20 protein-coding genes are annotated in these 22,259 nt (G+C 67.6%); 7 read left to right on the top strand and 13 right to left on the bottom strand.

Annotated features, from left to right (window positions below; genetic code table 11):
* Window positions 1-246 precede the first annotated feature (246 nt).
* The 6 genes from JL100_RS05305 to JL100_RS05330 all read right to left on the bottom strand — a co-directional run bounded on the left by JL100_RS05305 (window position 247) and on the right by JL100_RS05330 (window position 9,248).
* Window positions 247-585: a type II toxin-antitoxin system HicB family antitoxin gene (locus JL100_RS05305; RefSeq protein WP_202682158.1), complete on the bottom strand. Its 339-nt coding sequence runs from the start codon at window positions 583-585 to the stop codon at window positions 247-249.
* Window positions 586-595: 10 nt separating this feature from the next.
* Window positions 596-844, bottom strand: coding sequence for a hypothetical protein (locus JL100_RS05310; protein WP_202682157.1), 249 nt, complete (start codon window positions 842-844; stop codon window positions 596-598).
* 436 nt (window positions 845-1,280) lie between these two features.
* Entirely contained in the window at window positions 1,281-3,374 is a 2,094-nt protein-coding gene (locus tag JL100_RS05315) for a methyl-accepting chemotaxis protein (RefSeq protein WP_228421083.1), read from the bottom strand.
* Window positions 3,375-3,753: 379 nt separating this feature from the next.
* The gene (metH, locus tag JL100_RS05320) at window positions 3,754-7,251 is read right to left on the bottom strand and encodes a methionine synthase (RefSeq protein ID WP_202682156.1); all 3,498 of its coding nucleotides are present in this window, start codon (window positions 7,249-7,251) and stop codon (window positions 3,754-3,756) included.
* A 26-nt stretch (window positions 7,252-7,277) separates the two neighbouring features.
* Window positions 7,278-8,114 (bottom strand): methylenetetrahydrofolate reductase [NAD(P)H], encoded by an 837-nt coding sequence (metF, locus tag JL100_RS05325; RefSeq protein ID WP_407697008.1) that lies wholly within the window; start codon window positions 8,112-8,114, stop codon window positions 7,278-7,280.
* Between the two features lie 144 nt (window positions 8,115-8,258).
* Window positions 8,259-9,248 (bottom strand): ArsR/SmtB family transcription factor, encoded by a 990-nt coding sequence (locus JL100_RS05330; protein WP_202682154.1) that lies wholly within the window; start codon window positions 9,246-9,248, stop codon window positions 8,259-8,261.
* Window positions 9,249-9,518: 270 nt separating this feature from the next.
* Here JL100_RS05330 and JL100_RS05335 point away from each other — a divergent pair, with 270 nt between their 5' ends.
* The 5 genes from JL100_RS05335 to JL100_RS05355 all read left to right on the top strand — a co-directional run bounded on the left by JL100_RS05335 (window position 9,519) and on the right by JL100_RS05355 (window position 14,039).
* Window positions 9,519-10,361: an MlaA family lipoprotein gene (locus JL100_RS05335; RefSeq protein WP_202682153.1), complete on the top strand. Its 843-nt coding sequence runs from the start codon at window positions 9,519-9,521 to the stop codon at window positions 10,359-10,361.
* Window positions 10,358-10,999, top strand: coding sequence for an MlaC/ttg2D family ABC transporter substrate-binding protein (locus tag JL100_RS05340; RefSeq protein ID WP_202682152.1), 642 nt, complete (start codon window positions 10,358-10,360; stop codon window positions 10,997-10,999). The genes JL100_RS05335 and JL100_RS05340 overlap by 4 nt, the downstream gene beginning before the upstream one ends.
* 141 nt (window positions 11,000-11,140) lie before the next feature.
* Window positions 11,141-11,710 (top strand): ribosome modulation factor, encoded by a 570-nt coding sequence (locus JL100_RS05345; protein ID WP_228421084.1) that lies wholly within the window; start codon window positions 11,141-11,143, stop codon window positions 11,708-11,710.
* Window positions 11,711-11,825: 115 nt separating this feature from the next.
* Window positions 11,826-12,791 carry a protein phosphatase CheZ gene (locus tag JL100_RS05350; protein ID WP_202682150.1) on the top strand — a complete coding sequence of 322 codons (966 nt, stop codon included), beginning with the start codon at window positions 11,826-11,828 and terminating at the stop codon, window positions 12,789-12,791.
* A 3-nt stretch (window positions 12,792-12,794) separates the two neighbouring features.
* Complete coding sequence (locus tag JL100_RS05355) at window positions 12,795-14,039, top strand: pentapeptide repeat-containing protein (protein ID WP_211113107.1); 1,245 nt, start codon at window positions 12,795-12,797, stop codon at window positions 14,037-14,039.
* Window positions 14,040-14,042: 3 nt separating this feature from the next.
* Here JL100_RS05355 and JL100_RS05360 read toward each other — a convergent pair whose 3' ends face one another.
* The 3 genes from JL100_RS05360 to parE form a co-directional block, all read right to left on the bottom strand.
* Complete coding sequence (locus JL100_RS05360) at window positions 14,043-14,237, bottom strand: hypothetical protein (protein WP_202682149.1); 195 nt, start codon at window positions 14,235-14,237, stop codon at window positions 14,043-14,045.
* Between the two features lie 38 nt (window positions 14,238-14,275).
* Window positions 14,276-14,710, bottom strand: coding sequence for a CBS domain-containing protein (locus JL100_RS05365; RefSeq protein ID WP_202682148.1), 435 nt, complete (start codon window positions 14,708-14,710; stop codon window positions 14,276-14,278).
* Window positions 14,711-14,823: 113 nt separating this feature from the next.
* Window positions 14,824-16,809, bottom strand: coding sequence for a DNA topoisomerase IV subunit B (gene parE / locus JL100_RS05370; RefSeq protein WP_202682147.1), 1,986 nt, complete (start codon window positions 16,807-16,809; stop codon window positions 14,824-14,826).
* Between the two features lie 114 nt (window positions 16,810-16,923).
* On the opposite strand from parE, the gene JL100_RS05375 reads away from it, so the two are divergent.
* Window positions 16,924-17,337: an acyl-CoA thioesterase gene (locus JL100_RS05375; protein ID WP_202682146.1), complete on the top strand. Its 414-nt coding sequence runs from the start codon at window positions 16,924-16,926 to the stop codon at window positions 17,335-17,337.
* 19 nt (window positions 17,338-17,356) lie between these two features.
* Here the strand turns inward: JL100_RS05375 and JL100_RS05380 are convergent, their stop codons facing one another.
* A complete protein-coding gene (locus tag JL100_RS05380; RefSeq protein WP_202682145.1) occupies window positions 17,357-17,530 on the bottom strand; it encodes a hypothetical protein in 174 nt (57 codons plus the stop codon).
* 191 nt (window positions 17,531-17,721) lie between these two features.
* Between JL100_RS05380 and JL100_RS05385 the strand changes: the two genes are divergently transcribed.
* Window positions 17,722-18,246 (top strand): DUF6306 domain-containing protein, encoded by a 525-nt coding sequence (locus tag JL100_RS05385; RefSeq protein ID WP_202682144.1) that lies wholly within the window; start codon window positions 17,722-17,724, stop codon window positions 18,244-18,246.
* Window positions 18,247-18,403: 157 nt separating this feature from the next.
* Here JL100_RS05385 and JL100_RS05390 read toward each other — a convergent pair whose 3' ends face one another.
* The 3 genes from JL100_RS05390 to hutH all read right to left on the bottom strand — a co-directional run bounded on the left by JL100_RS05390 (window position 18,404) and on the right by hutH (window position 22,231).
* Entirely contained in the window at window positions 18,404-18,886 is a 483-nt protein-coding gene (locus JL100_RS05390) for a YbaN family protein (protein ID WP_202682143.1), read from the bottom strand.
* Window positions 18,887-18,987: 101 nt separating this feature from the next.
* Entirely contained in the window at window positions 18,988-20,622 is a 1,635-nt protein-coding gene (locus JL100_RS05395; RefSeq protein WP_202682142.1) for a 3-(methylthio)propionyl-CoA ligase, read from the bottom strand.
* A gap of 67 nt (window positions 20,623-20,689) precedes the next feature.
* Entirely contained in the window at window positions 20,690-22,231 is a 1,542-nt protein-coding gene (hutH, locus tag JL100_RS05400) for a histidine ammonia-lyase (RefSeq protein ID WP_202682141.1), read from the bottom strand.
* Window positions 22,232-22,259: the final 28 nt, after the last annotated feature.

The following is a 22,259-nucleotide window of genomic DNA, read 5'->3' on the forward strand; positions in this document are numbered from 1 at the left end:
GGATAGCAGAGCCTGATCAGGCCGGCCAATTGATCCGGGGCCTTCAGTCCGGTCAGCCGCATCAGCAGATACAAGTCCCTGCGGTCCCGCGCCATCCCGTCCGGGTCGCCGCGCCGGTTCGCCAGCAGCTTCATCGCCAGCATGTACTCCGGTGTCGGCAGGAAGACTCTCAGCCCGATCTGCCCGTTGAGCGTTCCGGAACCTCCGCGGCCAGCCTTTCAAGGCACAAGCGATGGACCGTGGGACCTACCGTTCGATCCCCCGGCCCAACCCTTCCGCAAGCAGCGCCGTCACGAGCATGTTGAGCGAGACGCCCTCCCGCTCCGCGCGGCGCGACAGGGCCGCGTGCAGCGACTTCGGTACTCGCTGGCGCCACTGTCCGGTATAGGCGTCCTCACCGGGCGACGGTACCGGGCGTCCCAACTCCTCCAGCGTGCGGACATAGGACGTGAGCGCGTCACGCCCCTCCCGGATCGCATCCTCCGGTGTTTCGCCATCGGCCACGCATCCGGGATAGTCGGGGAACTCGATCAGATAGCCGCCTCCTTCGTCAGCGGCCAGCGGTCGGATCTCAAATCTCGGCAAGGTCTGGATTTCACGGGCCATTTCCCTGGTCCTCGATCTGCTGCAATAATTCCAGGAAAAGTTGAATATAGACGGGTTTGATCGGCTTATGGGCCGGAACCGATAGCGGCGTCAGTCCTGGATAGCTGAACGTCACGTGACTGGTGCCGGGTTGCCGATAATCGATACCATATCGATCGGCCAGGGCCGTCAAATCCGCGATCCGCCAATCACGGGGATTGTTGTGCATCCGCGCGATGATCTTCTCTGCCCTGGTCATAGCTCATGGTATCATATATGGAACCAGAATCAAGCCGGCTTGAATTAAAGTCTGAAATGGGGTTGACCTGAAAATGGGGTCAGAGTGATTTGCAGCTCGCCGGTAGCTCGGGTGGAGCGAAGCGGCACCCGACGAAGCCTACGCGCTGATGTCGGCGGCCGCGTCGCTATAGCCGACCTGCAAGACCTTGGGTGCAGTATGTGCAGGAGAGTGGCATTCCGCCACACTCCCGTCCTCCCGCTTTCTCACACCGAGAAGTATTGCGCTTCGGGTGATGCACGACGATCACCTCGGTGCTCCGGTCCGGCCCGGAACGTGCCAAAGGCAGAGGGGTTGGAATGCGCGCTTCCTTCCCCTTTCCTGTCCTTGGTTGCCGTCGCGGCGGCAAAGTCCCGGCCCCATCAAGGCCCCCGGCATGAATCTCGGGGCGGGAGGCTCAGGCGGCCTTGATGCTGGCCAGGAAGCGCTCCACCTCGCCGCGAAGCATTTCGGACTGCTGGGCCAACTGGCCCGCCGCGCTGCGCACTTGGTTGGCGGCGGCTCCGGTCTGGTCCGACGCCTGGGTCACTTGCCCGACATTGGCGGAGACCTCCTGGGTACCGGCGGCTGCCTGGGTGACGTTGCGCGAGATTTCGCCGGTCGCCGCGGTCTGTTCCTCGACCGCCGCCGCGATCGTGACGGTGATGTCGTTGATCTGGCGGATGGTGCCGCCAATTCCCTCGATGGCGCCCACGGCTCCGGTCGATGCCGCCTGCATGTTGGTGATATGGGACGATATCTCGTCGGTCGCCTTGGCGGTCGCGGTCGCGAGGTTCTTCGCCTCCGACGCGACCACCGCGAAACCTTTCCCCGCCTCCCCGGCGCGCGCCGCCTCGATCGTGGCGTTCAGGGCCAGCAGGTTGGTCTGGTTGGCGATGTTGGAGATCAGATCGACCACTTCGCCGATCTTGTGCGCCGCCTCGGCAAGTCCCTGGACCGTACCGTTGGTCTGCTCCGCCTGCTGCACGGCCGCGTTGGCTATGCCGGTGGAGCGGGTGACCTGCCGCGCGATCTCCTGGAGCGAGCCGGACATTTCCTCCGCGGCCGCGGCGACCGTCTGGACATTGGCCGAGGTCTGTTCGGCCGCGGCGGCCGAGGCTGTGACCTGCCGGCTGGTTTCCTCCGCGATGGCGGCCATGCTTTGTGCCGTGCTGTCCAGCTCGGTGGCCGCCGCGCTCACCGTCCGCAGGATCCCGGTGACGCCCTGGTCGAAGTTCCGGATCAGCATGTCGATCTCGGCGGCGCGGCGTTCCTTGGCGCTGCGCTCCTCGGCTTGAGCCGCTTCCAGGCGCTCGCGCTCGACCGCATTGTCCTTGAAGACCAGCAGGGCGTCCGCAAGGGCGCCGATCTCGTCATGGCGGTCCGTGAAGGGCACCTCGCCCGAAACGTCGCCCCGGGCCACGCGCCGCATCGCCTCCACGATACCGCGGATCGGGGTCGTGACACGGCGGCGAACGATCCTCAGCCCGGCGATGCCCAGAATGATCGCGGCCATGAAGATGGCTCCGTTGGCCATCAGCGCGGTCGCCGCCGCTGCCTCCTTCTCCGCGGCATGCCGGTTCATTTCGTCGAGCGCCACGTTGGCCACCGCGTCCAGGTCGGATTGCGACCTGTCGGCAAGGACATTCAGTTCGTCCAGGCGAACGGGCAGATCCTGCCCGGCGCCGATGGCGGTCAAGACGGCTTCGCGCTTCTGCAGGTAATCGTTCATGTAGCTGCGCTCAGCCGCGGCTACCGCGGCTTTGATCGGTTCGAGCGCGCCGGGACGCTGTGCAGCCTCCTTGAGCATCCGCCACGCCGTGTCCAACCGACCGCGGACCAGCGCCATCTGGAGCCGATCCTCGGCGGTGATCCCCTGCTTCGCTACGGCGCTGTCGAACATCACGCGGATGGGGGTGGATGCTTCGCGTGCGATCACGGCGGCGTCCTTGACGCCGATCAGTTCGCTGAACATGGGATCCATCGCGCGTGCCGGTTCCAACAGGACGCTGGAGATCTTGGCAAGCAGTTCCAAGGTGCTCCCCGTGCTTCCCATCCATGTGTCGATAAGTTGCCTGGGACGCTGGCCGACATCGACCTGCAAGGCGGCATCCGCATCGCGACGGAGGCTGTCCAGCTTCGCCATGGCATCACGGACCTCGACTTCCCCCAGTCCGGCCGCGCAGGGCATCCGGGCGCAAATCCCCGCGACGACGTTCACGACGTCCGCGGATTGGCTGCGCCAGCCAGGCAGCTTTTCCATCGTGGCCGGTTCGGAGTTGACGGGATGCAGAAGGACGCGACGGGTAGCGCCGCGTTCGAGCCGGATCGCCTGCATCGCCGTGAAGACATCATGCGAAGCCTGGGTCACCGCTTGCACGGTGCGCACCTCCGAAAAAGTTTTCAGGGACTTCGTACTATCCAGGATGATCAGCGAAACCAGAAAAACCACGACACTGCAGAAGACGAGCGTCAGCATCGTCCTGATGCTGACGCCTTTTGGCGATTCCATGATTTATCTCCACCAGGCATGAGGAACTGCCGAGCGCGGATGACCGATGACTCGGTGCCTGAGTCCTGCCATTGGCCGCTCTTCGGAGGGGCCAACTTCAGATCAGAACAGCGGTTCCCAGGGGCTCGCCCCGACCCGACGGCACGGAACATGACCCTGTTCATGGTGTGGATATTATGGCTGGCTCCAAAATAATTTAATTTGAATTTTATGCATATGGATTGCGATATAGCCCGCTCGGGCAGGGCCGATCCCCCGGGGCGACCAGCAAGACGAGCAGGAAGTCATAGGGACAGCGGATACGCGGTTCCTGAACCGTTTCAGAAAGGGTGGAGGCGCCGCCCGCCTCCAACCAATCCGTGATCCGGCCCCCGCTCCGTCACACCGAGAAGTATTTCGCCTTCGGGTGATGCACCACGATCGCGCTGGTGCTCTGCTCCGGGTGGAGTTGCGACTCGTCGCTCAGCTCCACGCCGATCTGCCCGGCGTCCAGCAGCTTCAGCAGCTGGTCCTGGTCCTCCAGCCTGGGGCAGGCCGGATAGCCGAAGCTGTAGCGGCTGCCATGGTAGCCCTGCTGGAGCATCTTCTCCATGTCGCGGTCGTCCTCGGCCGAGAAGCCCAGCTCGGCGCGGATGCGCTTGTGGACATACTCGGCCATCGCCTCGGCCATCTCGACGCCCAGCCCGTGCAGGTACAGGTAATCCTGGTACCGGTTCTCGGCGAACCAGTCGCGGGCCACGTCGCTCGCCTTCTGGCCCATGGTGACCACCTGGAGCCCGATCACGTCCCGCTCGGACGGCCCGTGGGACACGTCGCGGAAGAAGTCGGCGATGCACTCGCCGTCCTCCTTGCGCTGCCGGGGCAGGGTGAAGCGCGCGACCTCCGACTTGCCGTCCTCCTGGTACAGGATCACGTCGTTGCCGTCGGCGGCACACTTCCAGTAGCCATAGACCGCCTGCGGCACCAGGATCTCCTGCTCGGCCGCGATCGCCAGCATCCGGTTCAGGATCGGCCGGAGCTCCTTCTTCGACCAGTCCTTGAACTGGTCCAGGGTCTTGCCGTCCTTCCGGTAGCCCCACTGGAGCTGGTACAGCATCCGCTCGTTCAGGTACGGCACCAGCGTCTTCAGCGGAACCCGCCCGATCACCTGAGGTCCCCAGAAGGGCGGGGTCGGCACCGCCACCCCGTCCGACAGACGCTCGCGCCGCGCCCGCGCCGCCGCGACGTCCACCGCGCCGCTCTCGGCCTCGACCGGCTGGCCCAGCTTCCGCCGCTGGTTGGTGGCGCGGCCCTGGCGCTTCGCCTGGTTGGCCGCCAGGAAGGTGTCGAACTGGCCGTTGACCACCTTGTCCATCAGCGACAGCCCGTCGAACGCGTCGCGCGCATAGGCGACCCGGCCGCCGCCATAGGCCTTGACGCAATCGTCCTCCACGTAGCCCCGCGTCAGGGCGGCGCCGCCCAGCAGGACCGGCACCTCGATGCCGCCCCGGCTCAGCTCCTCCAGGTTCTCGCGCATCACCACGGTGGACTTGACCAGCAGCCCCGACATGCCGATGGCGTCGGCCTTGTGCTCCTTCGCCGCGTTCAGGATGTTCGTGATCGGCTGCTTGATGCCCAGATTGACCACCCGGTAGCCGTTGTTGGTCAGGATGATGTCCACCAGGTTCTTGCCGATGTCGTGGACGTCGCCCTTGACCGTCGCCAGCACGATCGTGCCCTTTTCCTGGCCCTCGACCTTCTCCATGTGCGGCTCCAGATAGGCCACCGCCGCCTTCATGGTCTCGGCCGACTGGAGAACGAACGGAAGCTGCATCTTGCCGGCGCCGAACAGCTCGCCCACCACCTTCATGCCGTCCAGCAGGAAGCTGTTGATGATCTCCAGCGGCGGATAGCTCTCCATCGCCTTCGCCAGGTCGGCGTCCAGGTCGGTCCGGTCGCCGTCGATGATGCGCTGCTTCAGCCGCTCGTCGATCGCGGCCGGCCGCTCCTTCTTCACGGCGGATGCCGCCTTGCGCCCCTCGAACAGCGCGATGAAGGCGTGCAACGGGTCGTACCCCTCGCTCCGCCGGTCGAAGATCAGGTCCTCGGCCGCCTTGACCTCGGCCTCCGGGATCTTGTGCAACGGCATGATCTTGGAGACGTGGACGATCGCCCCGGTCATGCCGCGCTTGACGGCATGGTCCAGGAAGACGGAGTTCAGCACGTGCCGCGCCGCCGGGTTCAGGCCGAACGAGATGTTCGACAGGCCCAGGATGATCTGGCACTGGGGCATCTCCCGGCTGATCGCCTCGATGCCTTCCAGCGTCCACTGGCCCAGCTTGCGGTCGTCCTCGCTGCCGGTCGCGACGGTGAAGGTCAGCGGGTCGAACAGCAGGTCCTCCGGCCGCAGCCCGTGCTTGTTGACCGCGAAGTCGTAGAGCCGCCGGGCGATCTCCAGCTTCTTCTCCGCCGTCTTCGCCATGCCCTCTTCGTCGATGGTCAGCGCGATCACCGCCGCGCCGAACTTCTTCGCCAGCATCAGCCGCTTGGCCGCCGGCTCCTCGCCGTCCTCGAAATTGATCGAGTTGATGATCGGCTTGCCGCCGTGGCGCGCCAGCGCCTGCTCCAGCACGGTGTATTCGGTCGAATCGATCACCAGCGGCGCCGTCACCGACCCGGTGAAGCGGGTGATCACCTCGTTCATTTCCGCCGCCTCGTCGCGGCCGACGAAGGCGGTGCAGACGTCCAGCGTGTGGCTGCCTTCCTTCACCTGGTCGCGCGCCATCTCGACGCAGCCGTCCCAGTCGTGCCGCTCCTGCAACTCGCGCCACTTCTTGGAGCCGTTGGCGTTGCAGCGCTCGCCGATCGACAGGTAGGCGTTCTCCTGGCGGAGCGACACCTGGCCGTAGAGCGAGGCGACCGACGGGATCCAGTGGTGCGTGCGCGGCTTCACCGTCGGTCGGATCTGGCCGGCCCCGGCGAGCCGGCGCAGCATCGCGTCGGTCGCCTGGATGTGCGGGATGTTGGTGCCGCAGCAGCCGCCGACCAGGTTCAGCCCGTCGTCGCGCACGAAGCGCTCCAGCCAGTTCGCCAGCTCGTCCGCCAGCAGGGGATAGCGGGTGGCGCCGTTGACCAGCTCGGGCAGGCCGGCGTTGGGCTGGACCGAGATCAGGCCCGGCCAGTTCTCCGCCAGCCATTTCACGTGCTCCGACATCTCGGCCGGGCCGGTGGCGCAGTTCAGCCCCATCAGCGGCACGTCCAGCGCGTGGATCACCGTGGCCGCCGCCGCGATGTCGCTGCCGACCAGCAGGGTGCCGGTGGTCTCCACCGTGACCTGGACGAAGATCGGGGTGTCGGTGCCGGCCTCCTTCCTGGCGACCTTCACGCCGTTGACCGCCGCCTTGATCTGGAGCGGGTCCTGGCAGGTCTCGATTAGGATGGCGTCGACGCCGCCCGCGATCAGCCCGCGCGCCTGCACCGTCAGGGCGTCCTCCAGCGGCTGGTAGGCCACGTGGCCCAGGCTGGGCAGGCGCGTCCCCGGACCGACCGAACCCAGCACGAAGCGCTGGCGGCCGTCCTTGAAGCTCTCCGCCGCCTCGCGGGCCAGCTCGCCGGCTTGCCGGTTGATCTCGAACGCCTTGTCCGAGATGTCGAACTCGCCCAGCGTGATCGGCGACGCGCCGAAGGTGTTGGTCTCCACCATGTCGGCGCCGGCCTCGTAGTAGCCGCGGTGGATCTCGCGGACCAGGTCGGGACGGGACAGGACCAGCACGTCGGTGCAGTTCTCCATGCCCCAGTAGTCGCGCTCGACGTCCAGGTCGAGCGCCTGCACCCTGCTGCCCATGCCGCCGTCGCACAGCAGGACGCGTTCTTTGAGAAGGTCGAGGAGATGGGCCATGGTTCTTCGGTCTCGGTACTGGTTTCTTAGGAAGCGGCGGCGGAGGCTTGTTCGACGGCCCGTGCCACGGGCCGGACGCCCAGCATGTGGCAGATGCCGACCGTCAGCTCGGCGCGGTTCAGGGTATAGAAGTGGAAGTTGCCGATCCCTTCGGCATGGAGCAGGCGGCACTGCTCGACCGCCACGGTCGCGGCGACCAATTGCCTCGTATCGGGGTCGTTGTCCAGCCCGGCGAACAGGTCGGCCATCCAGGGCGGGATCGCGGCGCCGCAGCTTCCGGCGAACTCGATCGCGCGGGTGAAGTTGGTGATCGGCAGGATGCCCGGCACGATCGGCACGGTGATGCCGGCCGCCGCCGCCCGCTCGACGAACCCCATGTAGGCGCCCACGTCGAAGAAGAACTGGGTGATCGCCCGGGTGGCGCCGGCGTCGATCTTGCGCTTCAGGTTGTCCAGGTCGTGCGCCGCGCTGGCCGCCTGCGGGTGGCTCTCGGGATATGCGGCGACGCTGATCTCGAAGTCGGCGACCCGCTTCAGCCCCTCGACCAGGTCGGCGGCATAGGCGTAGCCGCCGGGATGGGGCTCGTAGGCGGTGCCGACGCCGGTCGGCGGATCGCCGCGCAGCGCCACGATGTGGCGGATGCCGCTGTCCCAGTAGGTCCGGGCGATCGCGTCGATCTCCTCCCGGGTGGCGCCGACGCAGGTCAGGTGGGCCGCCGCCGGGATGCCGGTCTCCTTCTGGAGGCGGCAGACCGTGGCGTGGGTGCGCTCCCGCGTGGTGCCGCCGGCGCCGTAGGTGACCGACACGAACTCCGGCCGGAGCGGGGCCAGCTTGTGGACCGCCTGCCACAGCGTCTGCTCCATCTTCTCGGTCTTGGGCGGGAAGAATTCGAAGCTGACGGCCAGGTCCGCCGGCAGCGGGACATCGAGCCGCAGGCCGGTCCGCGCGATCACGCCGGCATGCCGGTCAAGACCGGAAAGGGTCGGGCTGGGGGAGGCCACGCTCATTCAGTTCACTCCGAAGGTCGAAAGGGTGGGGGCGGCGGCATCGGCCACGGCGGGGCGGGAGCCCTCCTCGCGGGTGGCCGGCCAGAGATTGACGGTCAGCGGATCGCCGGGCAGCCGGACGACCGGGCCGGCGGACATGCCGGCGGCGCGCAGCCAGCCCGTGACCTCGTCGTCGCCGAAGCCGAGCCGGCGGTGGGCATGCTCGATCCGCAGGGATTCCAGGTCGTGGCGGGCGAAATCGACGATCACCAGCCGTCCGCCGGGGCGCAGCACCCGCGCGGCCTCGGCCAGGACGTCGGCCGGCTCCTCGACGAAATGGAGCACCTGGTGGATCACCACGGCGTCGAACGAGGAGGACGGCAGCGGCAGCTGGTACATGTCGGACTGCCGGACCTGGCAGTTGCGCAGGCCGGCGCGCTCCAGGTTGGCCCGCGCGATCGCCAGCATCTCGCGCGACAGGTCGATCCCCAGGGCGCGTTCGGCGCGGGGCGCCAGCAGCTCCAGCATGCGGCCGGTGCCGGTGCCGAGGTCCAGCAGGTCCTGGATGCCGGAGGCGGGGAACAGGCGCAGCAGCGCCGCCTCGACCTCGCGCTCGGGCACGTGCAGCGAGCGCATCTCGTGCCAGCGGGCGGCGTTCTCCCGGAAATAGTCGGCGGCGGCCTCGGCCCGGGCGCGCTTGATCGCGTTCAGCCGCTCCAGGTCCAGGGCCAGGGTCGCGTCATCCCGCGGCACCGCGTCGATCAGGGTGCGCGCCAGCTCGGCGAAGGCACCGCGCTCGGCCAGCCGGTAGAACGCCCAGGTCCCCTCCCGGAACCGGTCGAGCAATCCCGCGTCGCACAGCAGCTTCAGGTGCCTGGACACGCGCGGCTGGCTCTGGCCCAGGATCTGGGTCAGCTCGGTCACGGTCAGCTCGCCTTGGGCGCACAAGGCCATCAGCCGCAACCGTGTCGGCTCCGCCGCCGCCTTGAGTGCCGTGAGCAGTGAATCCATTCCTGTGCCTGTCCCAGTGTGCCGGAAGTGTGCGTCGAACGCCGTACTCGTCGATCGATATATAAAGATATCTTTATGCGACGTAAACGTCTTTTCTGGAAAAACCGAGGAGCAGCCATATGCGTCGCCCCGGCTGCGGCTCCCCCCGGCCGAGGCATCTGGTCAAAAACCGATCCGTATGATACGTCAGAAAGATCCGCGCCTTCTGCGACGTCGGAATCCTGGCGGCACCGGCCCCCGATCTTTCTCTTCTGGATGAGCGCCTTATCCATGAACCTGTCTGGCTTCCCGCGCTTTCGCGGTTCCGTCGCCGCCATTGCCCTGCTTGTCTGCGGCTCAGTCCTGTCCGGATGCGTCCTGCCTCCGCGCGACGATCCCGCGGCCCTGGCGGCCTATCAGGAGGCCAATGATCCGCTTGAAGGCTTCAACCGGGCGATCTTCGGCTTCAACGAAGGCACCGACATCCTGCTGATTCGCCCCGTGGCCGACATCTACCGCGGCATCGTGCCCAACCCGGTCCGCAACGGCATCCGCAATTTCCTGCGCAACCTGCGAAGCCCCCTGACGATCGCCAACGAGCTGCTCCAGGGCGACTGGACGGGCGCGGAAGTGGCGACCAAGCGCTTCCTGGTCAACACCACGGTCGGCATCGGCGGTGTGATGGACGTGGCGGCCGACCACGGCCTGGAATACCAGGCGGAGGATTTCGGCCAGACCCTCGCCGTGTGGGGCGTGCCGGAAGGTCCCTACCTGGTGCTGCCGCTGCTGGGGCCGTCCAACTTCCGAGACACGACGGGCATCGCGGCCGAAGCCTTCGGCGACCCGGTCAACCTGTGGGCTGCCAACACCGACCGCGACGGCATCCCCCTGGGGCGCGCGATCGCCGGCGGCATCGACACCCGTTCCCGCCTGATCGAGCCGATCGACGACCTGCGCAGGAACTCGCTCGATACTTACGCCTCGCTGCGCAGCCTGTATCGGCAGAACCGAATCAGCGAGATCAACGACGGGCAGGCCTCCACCGAGGAATATCCCGAGTTCCCCGAGTTTCCCGAGGACGAAGTGCCGCAGGTTGACAATTCCGGCGGAACGGCTAAGTCCAGCACGCCATGATCACACGCCGCTTCTTCATCACCTGCGCCGCGCTGCTCGCCTTTGCGGGTACCGTCGCGTTTCCCACCGCTGGCCGCGCCGACGCCCGTTCGGAAGCGGCAGCCAAGTTCATCCAGGACCTGGGCGCCCGCGCCATCGACGTGCTGGTCAAGCCCGACCTGGGCCGCCAGGAGTCCATGCAGCGGTTCCGCGTGCTTCTGAACGAGGGCTTCGACGTTCCCTATATCAGCCGGTTCGTGCTGGGCCGGAGCTGGAACACCGCGACCCCGGCGGAGCAGCAGGAGTACGGCGCCCTGTTCGAGCGGCTGATCGTCCAGGTCTACGCCGACCGCTTCTCCCAGTATTCGGGGCAGAACCTGGACGTCAACGAGACGCTGAAGATCACCGGGCACCGGCCGGAGGGGGACAGCGACGCCATCGTGGCGTCGCAGATCATCCGCCCCGACGCGCCGCCCGTCGCGGTGGACTGGCGCGTCCGGCAGCGCGGCGACTCCCTGAAGGTGATCGACGTCGCGGTCGAAGGGGTCAGCATGAGCGTGACCCAGCGTTCCGAGTTCTCCTCCGTCATCCAGCGCGGCGGCGGGCAGATGGAAGCCCTTTTGCAGACCCTGCGCCAGCGGGTCGGCTCCGCCGGCTGACGCCTCCCGACCCTCCACGACGACCCCTGCAGAAAGCCGCCCGCCAGGGCGGCTTTTTCGTTGCCCCGGCGGCGAAGCCCGATTCCCGGGAACATCGCCGGGGCTCCGGGGTTGGTTCAACAGGTAGGGCAGGGGGAGATGATGGAACTCAAGGAATATCCGCTGCTGCATCAGGTCGACCTCATGCTGGCCTTGCTGAAGGTCGCGGCCACCGGCCGGGCCACGCTGGATGATGCGCTGGCAAGGCTGAAGGGAAACCTGCGATCGGTCGGCGAGGCCCTCCCGGTACCCGACTCGGAGATCCGGGAAGAGCTTGCCCGTGCCTTGGACAGGCTTGTCCAGGCGCTCCTTCTCGAACCGGTCGAGGCGGATCATTTCGTCATCACGCCGCGCGGCATGAAGACGCTGGCCGAGCATCCCGGCGGCGTGGACGACAGCGTGCTGATGCGGTTTCCGGAGTTCCGCGCCTTCATCGACCAGGAATCCGCGCGGCCCGCCGGCCGGAAGGCGATCTTCGCCGGCCGGACGGACGATCCCCGGATCATCGAGTACGACGAGGGCTACGTGGCCTTCCATGACGGGCAGCCCCTGCAGGCCAATCCTTACGAGGCGGACCGGGTCATGCACCTTGCCTGGGAGAACGGCTGGTCCCAGGCCCGCGACGATGCTCTCCGCGGCGAAAGCTGGAGCGCCGCTGTCCGGAAGGCCTGACAGGCCTCGCTGTTCGGACAGGTTTCCTGATCATTAGGGGTAAGTTAAGGGGACGGTGATATGTTATCGCACGCCCGCCCGATCCTTGCCTCCCTGATTGGTCAGAAGTCCGAAGATGACCGTACCTGAACTGCTCGACCTCACGGAACTCGACTATCTGAGCATGGAGGAGGCCCTGTCCTCGTCGGCTCGCGGACGGGCGTTCCTCCGCATGCGCGACCGCCGGACGCGGGTAGTCTCGGTCGACGACTGGCGGCGCCTGGCCGGCAAGCTGGAGGAGCAGGTCGACCGGCTGCGCGGGGTCGAGGCCGTCGCGGTCACCGCCGCCCAGCCGATCGAGACGGTGACGGACGCCGCCGGCATCACGACGGACCGTTCCACCCATCTGCGCATCCTGCGGCAGGAACTGCAGGAGATGAGCAGCTACATCCAGCAGACCCGCAGCGAGATCGCGGCGCTTCGGCCGGCCGACGCGGGGGCCAACCGGATCATGGCCGCCACCGGCGAGCTGGACGCCATCGTGACGGCGACCGAGCGGGCGACCACCGAGATCCTCAACGCGGCCGAGCGCATCCAGGAATTCGCCAACCAGATGCACCGGGCCGCCCGGGGGGAGATCAGCCTGGATGTCGGGGAGGTCGCGAACGACATCGAGATCCAGATCATGGAGATCATGACCGCCTGCTCGTTCCAGGATATCACGGGCCAGCGCACCACCAAGGTGGTCAATACCCTGCGCTACATCGAGCAGCGCGTGAACACCATGATCGAGATCTGGGGCGTCGACCGGGCCGTCCTGGCATCCGCCGACGCGACGGCGTCCCACCGCAAGATGAACGACGACCGTCCCGACGCCCACCTGCTCAACGGCCCGGCGCTCGGCGACGGCGTGGACCAGGCGACGATCGACGCGCTGTTCGACAGCATCAGCTTCGACGCCCCGCCGCCCCAGCCGGCTTACGAACCGCCCCCGCCGCCGCGTCCCGCACCCGCCCCCCCGGCGCCTCCTCCGGCCCCGCCACCCGCCATGAACGGCAGCGCGGAGATCAACCAGAGCGACATCGACAAACTGTTCGGATGACGCATGGCCATCGACGAGGAACGCAAGGCCAGGATCAAGCTGACTCAGGAACAACTTGATCGCGTGTGCGAGCGGCACAAGCGCTTCATGGAGGGGCGGCCCAACGGATCGCGGGCGAACATGCCGTTCTTCGATCTCTCGGGCCTGGATTTCGCCGGCCGCAACCTGACGGGCGCCCATCTGTCGGGGGCGATCCTGCGGGACGCGCGGCTGGCCGGCACGGTGCTGGACCATGCCGACCTGTTTGGCGCCGATCTGCGCGGGGCCGACCTGACCGGCAGCCATCTGTTCCGCACCGACCTGCGCGGCGCAAACCTGCGCGGCGCGCTGCTCCAGGACGCCGTGATGGTCGAGGTGGACCTGCGCGACGGCTCCATGGCCAACAAGGGCAGCGACGGCGAGCTGAAGGTCATCGGGTTCGAGCCGGGGCCGGCGGACATGAGCTCGACGATCCTGGTCCGCGCCGACATGGCCCGGGCCAAGCTGTCGGGTTCCTTCGCGGCGGGCGCCGACTTCTCCCACAGCAAGCTGTCGGACGCGCGGCTGGTGCGCACCGACCTGCGCAATTCGAAATTCGTCGGTGCCAATCTCAGCGGGACCGATTTCTCCGGCGCCGACCTGCGCGGCGCCGACCTGACAGGCGCCACGACGACGGCGAACACCCGGCTTCAGAACGCCGTCCGGACCGATGCCGACGCAGTCGCCCAGCAGATCAACCCGGTCCCCCTGCCGGTCGAGCACAAGGAGCCCGAGGCCCAGCCGCCACCGGCCTTGGACCTGGAAGGCATGCTGGCGGCCCATGCGCGCTGGCTGAAGAGCGGCGGCAAGGACGGGACGCAGCTCAACCTCACGGGCATGGACCTGGACGGCGCCGACCTGCGGAACCGGGTGCTGAGCCTGGGCATCGCGTCCCGCGTGCGGCTGCGCGGCGCGAACCTGCAGGGAGCCCAGCTCCAGTCGATCCAGCTCGACGGAGCCGACCTGCGCTCGGCCAACCTGCGCGCCGCGGACCTGCGCGGCGCCCGGCTCGACCGGGCCATATTGATCGACGGGTGCCTGGAGGAGGCCAACCTGGCTTCCCTCAGGATCGGTGCCGACCGCCTGCTGCGCACCTCGCTGGTGCGCGCCCGCATGGCCGGGGCGCGGCTGCGCAAGGCGATCCTGCACGGCTGCGACCTGACCAACGCCGACATGACCGGCTGCGACCTGCACGAGGCGGTGGTGACCGGCACGATCCTGGAACGCTGAAACTTACTTCTGGAACTTCTCGGCCTGCTGCCGGTCCTCCTCGGCCTCCTGCGCGACCTCGGCGACAGCGTCGGAATCGAGCTTCTTGGCTTTCTCGACCAGCTTCTCGCCTTCCTTCCGGTCGCCCTCGATCATCTTCTCCAGTCCCTCCTCGGCGAGATCCTGGGCCTTGTCGTGGTTCTGGTTATCGGCAGCCATGCCGCAAATCTCCTTCAGGTTTGATTGCAGTGAAAAGGTCAGCCGCGGTCCGGCGCGGACGGCTCGGAGACTTGGCCGAGCGTGTCGGCGACGGTCTGCGGCCGGTCCGAATTGGTCGCGATGTCTCCTAGGGAGACGATGCCGATCAGGTGGTCGCTGCCGTCGAGCACGGGCACACGGCGGATCTGCATGTCGCCCATCAGCCGCGACACGTCGCTCACCACGTCGTCCTCGTAGCAGTAGCGCGGCTCGTCGGTCATAACCTCGGCGACCTTGCACTCGCCGGGCGCCTTGCCGACGGAGGTCGCGCGGACGGTGATGTCCCGGTCGGTGACCATGCCGACCAGCTTGGGGCCTTCGCACACGGGAAGGACGCCCACGTTCAGTTCGTCCATCAGCTTCGCCGCGCGCTGGATCGTGTCGCCGGGGGCGACCACCTCCACGTCGCGGGTCATGATCTCTCGGATCTGCATCGGCTTTCCTGCCCCTCGGGGGTGTGTCGGTTCGGCGCTTCGCAGCACCGCCCATGCCAACAGCCCCTGAGGGAAGGAAGTTCCGGGACGCGCAACCGCGCGAGACGTTCCGGCTATACGTCGATGTCCTGGACGAAGCGGGCGTTTTCCTGGATGTACTGGAAACGCAGCTCGGGCTTCCGGCCCATCAGGCTCTCGACCAGCGACTTGGTCTGCTCCACTTGGCCCCGCATCTCCGGGTCGTGGGTGTCCGGCACCACGACGCGGAGCAGGGTGCGCTTGCCCGGGTCCATGGTCGTTTCCTTGAGCTGCGCCGGCTGCATCTCGCCCAGGCCCTTGAAGCGGCTCAGCTCCACCTTCTTGCCGGCGAACACCGTCTTCACCAGCTCGTCCTTGTGGGCGTCGTCGCGGGCATACACCGACTTGCCGCCGTGGGTGACCCGGTAGAGCGGCGGCAGGGCCAGGTACAGGTGGCCGTTCTGGATCAGGCCGGGCATTTCGCGGTAGAAGAAGGTCATCAGCAGCGACGCGATGTGGGCGCCGTCCACGTCGGCGTCGGTCATGATGATGACGCGCTCGTACCGGAGCTTCTCCGACGAGAAGTCGCGGCCCACGCCGCAGCCCAGCGCCTGGATCAGGTCGCTCAGCTCCTGGTTGGCCCGCATCTTGTCGGCGCTGGCGCTCGCCACGTTCAGGATCTTGCCGCGCAGCGGCAGGATCGCCTGGGTCTCACGGATCCGCGCCTGCTTGGCGGAGCCGCCCGCCGAGTCGCCCTCGACCAGGAAGATCTCCGTGCCGTCCGGGGTGTTGCGGCTGCAGTCGGCCAGCTTGCCCGGCAGGCGGAGCTTGCGGGTCGCGGTCTTGCGCGACATCTCCTTGGCCTGGCGCTTGCGCTGCCGCTCCTCCGCCTTCTCGATCAGGTGGTCGAGCAGCAGGTTGCTCGCCGCCGGATCGGCCGACAGCCAGTGGTCGAAATGGTCCTTGACCGCCAGCTCGACCAGCCGCGCCGCCTCGGCGGTCGCCAGCTTCTCCTTGGTCTGGCCCTGGAAGGACGGATCGCGGATGAAAACCGACAGCAGGATGGTCGCCCCGCCGAACACGTCGTCCGCGGTGACCTGCGCCGCCCGCTTGTTGCCGACCAGCTCGCCGAAGGACTTCAATCCGCGGGTCAACGCCGCGCGAAGCCCCATCTCGTGGCTGCCGCCCTGGGGCGTCGGCACCGTGTTGCAGTAGGAATGGATGAAGCCTTCCTCGTCCTCCGGCCAGGCGATCGCCCATTCCGCCCGCCCGGCGTCGCCGGGGAACGGCACCTCGCCCGCGAACGGGGCGGGGGTCAGGGACTTGCGGTCCTTCAGCGCGGCGGTCAGGTAATCGTTCAGGCCGCCGGGGAAGCGCAGCGTCTCCGCCGCCGGGGTCACCGCGTCGGGTCCCAGCAGCTCCGGGTCGCAGGCCCAGCGGATCTCGACGCCTTTGTAGAGATAGGCCTTCGACCGCGCCATGCGGTACAGCCGCTCCGGCTTGAAGGCGGCGCCCTCGCCGAAGATCAGCGCGTCGGGATGGAACTTGATGGTCGTGCCGCGCCGGTTGTGGACGGCGCCCAGGCTCACCAGGTCGCCCACGGCCAGCCCGCGGCTGTAGCTCTGGGTGAAGAGCTGGCGGTCGCGGGCGATCTCCACCGTCAGCCGGTCGGACAGGGCGTTGACCACCGACAATCCCACGCCGTGCAGGCCGCCCGAGGTCGCATAGGCCTTGCCGCTGAACTTGCCGCCGGAGTGCAGCGTCGTCATGATCACTTCGAGCGCGGACTTCCCCGGGTACTTGGGGTGTTCGTCGATCGGGATGCCGCGGCCGTTGTCGCGGATCGTGACGGTCGCGTCGGAGGCCAGCTCCAGATCGATGCGGCTGGCATGGCCGGCCACCGCCTCGTCCATGGCGTTGTCCAGGATCTCGGCCACGAGGTGATGCAATGCCCGTTCGTCGGTGCCGCCGATATACATGCCGGGGCGTCGGCGCACCGGTTCCAGCCCCTCCAGGACCTCGATGTCCTGGGCGGAGTAGCTGTCTTCCTTGCGCACGGTATTTTGAAATAGATCGCTCATGGCCATATTATAGGAATTAGATCACTGCTTCCGCAAGTGGACGCAGCGCCGCATTATGGATCGGCTACAAGATTTGGTATTCGGATTCGTCCCCCGACTCAAGAGGAAGCCGCGATGGCAGATCAGGAACCCGACTGCAGCCCCGACTTCAGCCATGGTCCGGCGCTGCGCACCATCGCGATGCCGGCCGACACCAACCCCAACGGCGACATCTTCGGCGGCTGGCTGCTGGCCCAGATGGACGTGGCGGGAGGCATGGTGGCGGCCCGGCGCGCCGGCGGCCGGGTGGCGACCGTCGGCATCGAGGCGATGAAATTCCACCAGCCGGTGCTGATCGGCGACGAGGTGAGCTGCTACTGCACGGTCCAGCGGATCGGACGGACGTCCATGTCGGTCAAGGTCGATACCTGGATCCGCCGGGGGCAGGGGCGGATCGCGACGAAGGTGACGGAGGGCGTCTTCACCTATGTGGCCATCGGCGAGGATCGCCGGCCCCGGCCGGTGCCGCCCGAGGAGGGCGGCACCTGAGGGATTGCTTCCAGGGTGCTTACTGGGTGCCCGTGCCGGTCGCCGGCGGGGGCGTGGTCGTTCCGCCCGCGGCACCCGGTGCATCGGCGGCGGGCGGGGTCGCGGGCTCGTCGGTCGACGCGGTATCCTCGCCGCAGGCGGCAAGCCCCAACATCATCATCGGTGCCAGCACCAGCCAAAGTTTGTTGCGCATGCGAACGACTCCCTTCGATTATCCCAGTGTTTTGCAAGATAGTCATCGATCGGCTGAATAAAACTCAACAGTCGACGCGAGTATGAACAACGCCTTGGCCCTATTATTCCTGTTAACGTTCGGGACATTTTTGGGCCAGGCTTCCAAGCCCAGTACTGATGGATTATAGTCTGATTAAAGGAGTATTGGGCATGTCCGACCTTGAAACGACAAGCTATGCTTCGCCGCCCTGCTACGCTTCGGAGCTCGATCCGGCCTGTTCCGGCCGGGCGCCGGTCGTGGACCCTCTCCCGGACGCCGACCTGGCGCGATCGCTCAACGCCATGCTGGAGGTCGGCCGCGCCAGCGCCAAGGTCCTGACGGCGCTCCTGGCGGAGTTCGAGCAGCAGGAGGCGATCGACCTTCTGGCGTCGGTCCAGCGCAACCAGGCGCGGTTCTGCGGCGTCCTGACCCGCATCGTCACGCAGCTCGGCGACATCCCTTCCGGCGCCACCAGCAGCTTCCACGACGAGGTGCTCGGGCTCGACGCCCTGGCCGAACGCCTGGCCTTGCTCAACGGCGGCATGGCCTGGGTGATCTCGCAGTTCGACGCGACCCTGCCGCGCGTCGGGAGCGACGAGCTGTGCGGCGTGCTGGCGGACCTGCGGGAGGTCCACCGCGCCGACCTGAAGGACTGCGAGACGCTGCTCGACTGGCTGGCGTCGCAATCCCCGTAGTGCCGTAGGTCGGCCTTTGCCCGTCAGGGCGAACGCCGACACCCTGCGCCAATGCTCCGGCCACGCTGTCGGCGTCGGCCTTCGACCGAGGCCGACCTACGATAAACCAATCAACAACACTGTGCCGGGCCACCGGACCGGAATTCCGGTCCGCGGATCAATCCGGAGCCCGACTCGGCCGCGTCAGGATATAGGCCGCCACGGCGGTGATGATCACGAAATGGACCGTCGGCAGCACCCAGTCGGTTGCCACGAACAGGATTACCAGGACAAGGCTGCCATACATTCCTATGACCGAAAGCACCTTGCCGGTCATCGGGATCACGCCGTGCCTGTTCCAGGCGACCAGCGGCGGGCCGAAATGGGGATGCTCGTAGAGCCAGCGGTGGAACCGCTCGGAACTGCGGGAGAAGGCCCAGGCCGCGACGATCAGGAAAGGCGCCGTCGGCAGCACGGGCAGGAAGACCCCCAGCGTCCCCAGGGCGACCATCACGAAGCCGAGCGCCATCAGGAAATGGCGGACCACCGGGTTGGCCGGCGCGTGGCGGAACGTTTCGCCCGCGGTCCCGGCTGGCGAGGTCCCGGCTGGAGAGGTCCCGTCGTCGCTTGGGGAGGGCGGCGCGTGGCGGTCGGCCTTCATGATGTCCTGGGGATCGGGTGGGCCTGGGGCGTTCCAGCCATGTAGGTGCGGAACGCTCCAATACCATCTCCGTCGCCGCCGCCGCTACCTCCCCCGGTCCCTCATTCCGCCGCGGTCGGCAGGCGATAATCCTTGAACTGCTCGCGCAGCTTGGTCTTCAGCAGCTTGCCGGTGGCGGTGTGGGGAAGCTCCTCGACGAAGACGATGTCGTCGGGCAGCCACCACTTGGCGATCTTGCCTTCGAAGAACGCCAGCAGGCCCTCCCGCGTCAGGCCGCTGCCGGCGCGGGGGATCACCACCAGCAGCGGGCGCTCGTCCCACTTCGGATGGGCGATGCCGATCGCCGCCGCCTCGACCACGTCCGGGTGGGCGACCGCCGTGTTCTCCAGGTCGATCGAGCTGATCCACTCGCCGCCCGACTTGATCACGTCCTTGCTGCGGTCGGTGATCTGCATGTAGCCGTCGGCGTCGATGGTGGCGACGTCGCCGGTCGAGAACCAGCCCTCGCCGTCATGGGCCGACGGCGTCTCCTCCTTGAAATAGCGGGCGCAGACCCACGGCCCCGACACCTTCAGGTGGCCGAAGGCCACGCCGTCGTGGGGCAGGGGCTTGCCCTCGTCGTCGGCGATCTTCATGCGAATGCCGAACAGGGGACGGCCCTGCTTCGCCCTGATCGCCATCTTTTCGTCATCGGAACGACTCTCCATGCCGGGCTTCAGCCGCGAGACGGAGCCGATCGGCGAGGTCTCGGTCATGCCCCAGGCATGCAGCAGCTCGACCCCGAACTCGTCCTGGAAGGTCTCGATCATGGCGCGGGGCGCCGCCGACCCGCCGACCACCGTCCGCTTCAGCGTGCTGAACGTCTTGCCGTTCTCCTGCATGTAGCGGATCAGCCCGGCCCAGATCGTCGGCACGCCGGCGCTGACCGTCACGCCGCCCAGCTCGATCAGCTCGTGCAGGCTGGCGCCGTCCATCTTGGCCCCGGGGAAAACCAGCTTCGCTCCGGTCATGGGGGAGGCGTAGGGGAGGCCCCAGGCGTTGACGTGGAACATCGGCACGACCGGCATCACCGTGTCGTTCGAGGACAGGTTCAGCGCGTCGGGCAGGGCCACCGCGTAGCTGTGCAGCACGGTCGAGCGGTGGCTGTAGAGCACGCCCTTGGGATTGCCGGTGGTGCCCGACGTGTAGCAGAGCGACGAGGCGGTCCACTCGTCGAACCGGGGCCACTCGTACCGGTCCGAATGGCCGCGCACCAGCGTCTCGTAGCAGAGCAGGTTCGGCAGCTTCGACTCGGGCATGTGGTCCCGGTCGGTCATCACCACGATGCCCTTCACGCCCGCCAGGTGCTCCGCGATCCCTTCCAGGAGCGGCACGAAGGTCAGGTCCACGAACAGGTATGAATCTTCCGCGTGGTTGATGATGTAGGAGATCTGCGGCGGGAAAAGGCGCGGGTTGATCGTGTGGCAGATCGCTCCCATGCCGGAGGTGGCGTAGTAGATCTCGAAATGCCGATATCCGTTCCAGGCCACCGTGCCGATCCGGTCGCCCGGCTTCACCCCCAGCGCGGTCAGGGCGTTGGCCAGTTGCCGCGCGCGCTTGGCGGCCTCGGCGTAGGTATAGGTGTGGATCGGCCCTTCGACCGTGCGCGAAACGATCTCCGTCGTGCCGTGGTATTCCTCCGCGAAATCGATCAGCGAAGAAATCAGCAGCGGCTTGTCCATCATGAGTCCGCGCATTTTTTGTCTGCCTCCCCGGTGCATGCGGCCTTGGTTTTGTATGATTATAGGGGACGGGGAGGCCCATTCACAGGGTTCCCGGCAGAAGCCCCCGGTCCATGAAGGCGTGCCAGAGCCCTTCCGTCACCGTTCCCCCCGCGGCCGCGATATCCGGGGCGAAGTACCGGTCCCGGTCGTAGAACGGCACCCGGTCCCGGACGATCGCCAGCGCGCCGGCCAGCGCCGGCGAGGTCTCCAGCGGCCGGTGGAAATCCACGCCCTGGCAGGCGGCCAGCAGCTCGATCGCCACGATGCCCGCCGTGTTCGAGGCCATCTCCCCCAATCGGCGCGCGCCGTGGGTCGCCATGCTGACATGGTCCTCCTGGTTGGCGGATGTCGGCAGGCTGTCGACGCTGGCCGGGTGCGCCAGCTGCTTGTTCTCGGACGCCAGGGCCGCCGCGGTCACCTGTGCGATCATGAATCCGGAGTTGAGCCCCCCTTCCGCCACCAGGAAGGGCGGCAGCCCGCTCAGGGTGGCGTCCATCAGCAGGGCGGTGCGCCGTTCCGACAGGGCGCCGGTCTCGGCGATCGCCAGGGCTAGCACGTCGGCGGCCATGGCGACCGGCTCGGCGTGGAAATTGCCGCCCGACAGGATGTCGCCGCTGTCCGGGAAGACCAGCGGGTTGTCGGTCACGGCGTTGGCTTCCCGCTCCAGCACCTGCGCCGCGAAGCGGAGATGGTCCAGGCAGGCTCCCATCACCTGGGGCTGGCAGCGCAGCGAGTAGGGGTCCTGGACCCGCTCGTCGCCCGTCAGGTGGGACTGCCGGATGGCGCTGCCGGCGAGCAGGCGGCGCAGCACGCGGGCGACCTCGATCTGGCCGGGCTGTCCGCGCAGCTCGTGGATCCTCGGATCGAACGGCACGTCGCTGCCCTTGGCAGCATCGACCGAAAGCGCTCCCGCGACCAGTGCGGCAGCGAAACAATCCTCGGCGGCGAACAGGCCGACCAATGCCAGGGCGGTCGAGACCTGGGTCCCGTTGAGCAGCGCGAGGCCTTCCTTGGCCTCCAGCACCAGCGGTTCGATCCCGGCTTCGGCCAAAGCCTGCGCCGCCGGAACGATCCTGCCCCCGACCGTCGCCTCGCCGACGCCGGTCAGGGCGGCGGTCATGTGCGCCAGCGGGGCCAGATCGCCGGAGGCGCCGACTGATCCCTTGGCCGGGATCACGGGAAGCACGCCGCGGTTGACCAGTGCCAGCAGGGTCTCGATCACCAGCGGCCGAACGCCGGAGCGGCCCCGGGCGAGGCTCGCGGCCTTCAGCGCCAGGATCAGGCGCACCGCGTCGGCCGGCAGCGCTGGGCCGGTGCCGGCCGCATGGGAGAGCACGAGGCGGGTCTGAAGCTCGCGCAGGTTCTCCGGCGGGATGCGCTTGCGCGCCAGCAGCCCGAAGCCGGTATTGATGCCGTAGGCGGCATCGCCGCGGGCGATCACGTCGGCAACGGCGGCCGCCGAGGCTTCCGCCTCGTTCCGCCAGCCGTCCGCCAGGGTCACCGGCAGGGCGGCGTCCCGGGCGACCCGCCGCAAGAGGGGCAGGGTCAGCCGGGCGGGCTCCAGGCTCAGCGGCTCAGTCATGCTCCATCCTCCTTGGTGTCCGCGCGAC

Source organism: Skermanella mucosa, assembly GCF_016765655.2.
Classification (GTDB): domain Bacteria; phylum Pseudomonadota; class Alphaproteobacteria; order Azospirillales; family Azospirillaceae; genus Skermanella; species Skermanella mucosa.

Coding starts and splice junctions, on each gene's coding strand:
- JL100_RS05315 (WP_228421083.1), bottom strand. CDS start 3,374: ATGGAATCGCCAAAAGGCGTCAGCATCAGGACGATGCTGACGCTCGTC.
- JL100_RS05395 (WP_202682142.1), bottom strand. CDS start 20,622: ATGCGCGGACTCATGATGGACAAGCCGCTGCTGATTTCTTCGCTGATC.
- JL100_RS05365 (WP_202682148.1), bottom strand. CDS start 14,710: ATGCAGATCCGAGAGATCATGACCCGCGACGTGGAGGTGGTCGCCCCC.
- JL100_RS05360 (WP_202682149.1), bottom strand. CDS start 14,237: ATGGCTGCCGATAACCAGAACCACGACAAGGCCCAGGATCTCGCCGAG.
- metF (WP_407697008.1), bottom strand. CDS start 8,114: ATGGAGCAGACGCTGTGGCAGGCGGTCCACAAGCTGGCCCCGCTCCGG.
- JL100_RS05350 (WP_202682150.1), top strand. CDS start 11,826: ATGACCGTACCTGAACTGCTCGACCTCACGGAACTCGACTATCTGAGC.
- JL100_RS05390 (WP_202682143.1), bottom strand. CDS start 18,886: ATGAAGGCCGACCGCCACGCGCCGCCCTCCCCAAGCGACGACGGGACC.
- JL100_RS05345 (WP_228421084.1), top strand. CDS start 11,141: ATGGAACTCAAGGAATATCCGCTGCTGCATCAGGTCGACCTCATGCTG.
- JL100_RS05340 (WP_202682152.1), top strand. CDS start 10,358: ATGATCACACGCCGCTTCTTCATCACCTGCGCCGCGCTGCTCGCCTTT.
- parE (WP_202682147.1), bottom strand. CDS start 16,809: ATGAGCGATCTATTTCAAAATACCGTGCGCAAGGAAGACAGCTACTCC.
- JL100_RS05385 (WP_202682144.1), top strand. CDS start 17,722: ATGTCCGACCTTGAAACGACAAGCTATGCTTCGCCGCCCTGCTACGCT.
- JL100_RS05380 (WP_202682145.1), bottom strand. CDS start 17,530: ATGCGCAACAAACTTTGGCTGGTGCTGGCACCGATGATGATGTTGGGG.
- JL100_RS05335 (WP_202682153.1), top strand. CDS start 9,519: ATGAACCTGTCTGGCTTCCCGCGCTTTCGCGGTTCCGTCGCCGCCATT.
- JL100_RS05310 (WP_202682157.1), bottom strand. CDS start 844: ATGACCAGGGCAGAGAAGATCATCGCGCGGATGCACAACAATCCCCGT.
- metH (WP_202682156.1), bottom strand. CDS start 7,251: ATGGCCCATCTCCTCGACCTTCTCAAAGAACGCGTCCTGCTGTGCGAC.
- JL100_RS05355 (WP_211113107.1), top strand. CDS start 12,795: ATGGCCATCGACGAGGAACGCAAGGCCAGGATCAAGCTGACTCAGGAA.
- JL100_RS05330 (WP_202682154.1), bottom strand. CDS start 9,248: ATGGATTCACTGCTCACGGCACTCAAGGCGGCGGCGGAGCCGACACGG.
- JL100_RS05375 (WP_202682146.1), top strand. CDS start 16,924: ATGGCAGATCAGGAACCCGACTGCAGCCCCGACTTCAGCCATGGTCCG.
- hutH (WP_202682141.1), bottom strand. CDS start 22,231: ATGACTGAGCCGCTGAGCCTGGAGCCCGCCCGGCTGACCCTGCCCCTC.